The sequence below is a fragment of the Candidatus Marinimicrobia bacterium CG08_land_8_20_14_0_20_45_22 genome, from assembly GCA_002774355.1.
Lineage (GTDB): Bacteria > Fidelibacterota > UBA2242 > UBA2242 > UBA2242 > 0-14-0-20-45-22.
On sequence record PEYN01000014.1, the window covers coordinates 1 to 735 of the forward strand.

The following is a 735-nucleotide window of genomic DNA, read 5'->3' on the forward strand; positions in this document are numbered from 1 at the left end:
AACACACTGCTGGCTGGATTATGATCCGCCAACCGCTTACCTGAAAATGGAAAAGGAAATCAAAGAAGGTAAGCCATTTCCCTTAAAAGGAGCCAGTGCAATGGAAGTGGCTCGTGCGGTTCCAGGAATCGACATTATGTTTACTGGGCACTTGCATCGAGGTTTTTACAAACCATGGGAAGATGCTGTTAATCACACACTTATCTTTCAAAATTATGCCAACGGAAGTAATCTTGGCCATGTCAACTTTTACATTCATCGGAAGACTGGAACGCTTGCTGGCTATGACTTTGTCAGTGATGAAGGAGCGATATTTACGCTTTTCGAGGACGATTTTTTACCCGACACGGGAATTGCCAAACAGATCGACGAATTGGCGAAAAAAGCCGAAGCAGGATTTGACGAAGTCATCGGAAATGCCAAAGGAAAATTGACACGATCGAATGAAGGCGAATCTTCGATGGGCAATTTCGTTGTTGACGCAATGAGAATCGAAGCGAATGCGGACATTGGATTTTCAAATCATGGCGGCGTCCGTGCTGATCTATCGGCTGGACAGATAACGCCACGGGATTTGTTCCGAGTTATGCCGTTTGGTAACCGACTTGTTATTTTTAATGTGACCGGTGAATTTCTAAAATCGCTCATTGAAGACCGCGTTACTGGAAATAGCCGGGGCATGTTGGTTTCTGGCGCAAAAGTCTTAATCGATAGAAGGAAGCCGGATGGAAACCG

At 45.2% G+C, this 735-nt stretch carries 1 protein-coding gene and 1 pseudogene (both cut by a window edge); both read left to right on the plus strand.

Going from position 1 to position 735, the window contains the following annotated elements:
• Window positions 1-735, plus strand: part of the annotated coding region (locus COT43_00775; GenBank protein ID PIS30892.1) for a multifunctional 2',3'-cyclic-nucleotide 2'-phosphodiesterase/5'-nucleotidase/3'-nucleotidase (this coding region is incomplete at its 5' end). The annotated region continues 40 nt past the right edge of the window; 735 of its 775 annotated nt are in view.
• A pseudogene (locus COT43_00780) lies at window positions 726-735 on the plus strand (hypothetical protein) (it continues 245 nt past the right edge of the window). The gene COT43_00775 and the pseudogene COT43_00780, both read left to right, overlap by 50 nt.